The following is a 1747-nucleotide window of genomic DNA, read 5'->3' on the forward strand; positions in this document are numbered from 1 at the left end:
CAGCCGACGGCCCCCGCCGAGGAGCGAACGGATCCCGCCGGGCTCGCCGAGACGGGCGCTGCGTCGGCCGCGCCCCTCGCAGCCCTGATCGCCGCGCTGCTCGCGGGCGGCGCGGCGCTGGGCCTCCGGGCTCGCCGCCGCCTCCCCACCGAGTAGCCCGCCGCCTCCCCGCCGAGGAGCCCGGCGGCGTCACGGTCAGGCCTGCGCTGTCCGCCACCCCTCGGGGAGGCGGACAGCGCAGGCCCCTCCGTCCGGGGCGATCAGCGCGCCGTTACTCCCCAGCGGGCGAGCCCGCGGGGGCGTAATCGCCCGCGTCTGGCAGGCCGAAGAATTCCTCGAGGGTCGCGATCCCGCTCTCCCGCAGCTGCGTCGCCAGCTCCACGCCGACGTAGCGGAAGTGCCAGGGCTCGTACATGAAACCCGTCACGTGTTCCTTCTCGCGTGGGTAGCGCAGCACGAAACCGTACTCGTGCCCGTGCTCGGCAAGCCACGCCCCGGCCGGGGTGCTCTCGAAGCACTCCTGGAGCGCGCAGCCGCCGCCGTCGTCGAAATCGACCACGAGCCCGGTCTGGTGCTCGGAGTGCCCAGGACGGGCGGAGTAGGTATCGGCCGCGGCCTGCCCATCGCGGGCGATGTAGCCGTCGTAGAGCGACACCTGATAGGCGTAATCGCGGAACGCGCTCAGCACCCGAACCTGGAGCCCCTCTGCGGCGGCCGCCGCGGCGAGCTGTTCGGTCGCTGTCGCGGCCGCCTCGCGGAGCGGCTGGCCGTTGTTGTTCGGCACGTCATTCGGCATCCGCAGGTCGCCGGGGGTGTAGTCGATGGGGTTCAGCGGGCGGAGCTTATTGCTGATGACCCAGATGGAATCGGGGTCATCGAGGGACAGGCGCGCGCGGTCAAAGCCGTCCGCCTCCGCGGGGGAGGACGCGGGGGGCTCCGGCGTCGGCTCGGTCGTGTCTGGCATCGGGTCCTCCTGAGGGGTGCGCGTCTCCTGGGGCGACGGGCTCGGCTTCGGCTCGGGAGCGGCGGCGCATCCCGCGAGAACGATCCCCAACGCGAGCAGCGCCGCCGAGGCGCGTGCCGCCCTCGTGCCGAGGAGACGGGGGCCGCGGGAAACTCGGGGAGTCGTGGTCACCCGCACATGCTATCCGGCTTTCCGCGCGAGACGAGGCAATCGCTTCGGACACCCAGCCTCCGCCCGGTAGTCTGGGGCGTATGACTGAGCGCACGACAGGCGATCCCGGCGACGGCACGGAGGAAAACTCCTCCGAACAGGAACCGTGGCGAGACCTCGGCATCCTGCCTGAGGGCGAAGACCCCCACTTCGACGAGGCCAGTTTCGATGAGCCAAGCTTCGACGAGCTGCTCTTTGGTTCTCCCGCGACCGGTGCCCCCGCAGCCGGGGCCGCGGAACCCGAGGCCGCGCCGAAGCCGCGCAAGGAACCGCGCAAGGAACCAAAGCCGCCCCGCGCGCGACGGAGCCCCGCCGTGACCGAACCGCCGCAGCCCGAGGCGATCCCCGCGACCGAGATCCTGCCCGTCCTTGACGCAGAGCGGGCGGCTGCGGAATCGGCGGCCGAGGAGCCCGCCGTGCTCCCCGAGACGCGGATCCTGCCCCAGATCGCCCCCCTGCCCGAGCCCGAGGTGAACGAGGACGCGACCCCGACGGAGAGCATCGGCGCGCTCGCCCCACAGGACCCGGTCCGCCGCCCGGCCCCGCCCGTGGTGCGCCGGCCGCGGACCGTGG

The 1747-nt window shown here is 73.3% G+C and carries 1 protein-coding gene and 1 pseudogene; one reads left to right on the forward strand and one right to left on the reverse strand.

Going from position 1 to position 1747, the window contains the following annotated elements; all coding sequences use genetic code 11:
- Positions 1-271: 271 nt before the first annotated feature.
- The gene (locus OOT08_RS10575; protein WP_325092611.1) at positions 272-964 is read right to left on the reverse strand and encodes a M15 family metallopeptidase; all 693 of its coding nucleotides are present in this window, start codon (positions 962-964) and stop codon (positions 272-274) included.
- Between the two features lie 251 nt (positions 965-1215).
- On the opposite strand from OOT08_RS10575, the pseudogene OOT08_RS10580 reads away from it, so the two are divergent.
- A pseudogene (locus tag OOT08_RS10580) lies at positions 1216-1747 on the forward strand (hypothetical protein); the annotation flags it as partial.

The organism is Leucobacter sp. M11 (assembly GCF_035726885.1).
GTDB lineage: Bacteria > Actinomycetota > Actinomycetes > Actinomycetales > Microbacteriaceae > JAPFRB01.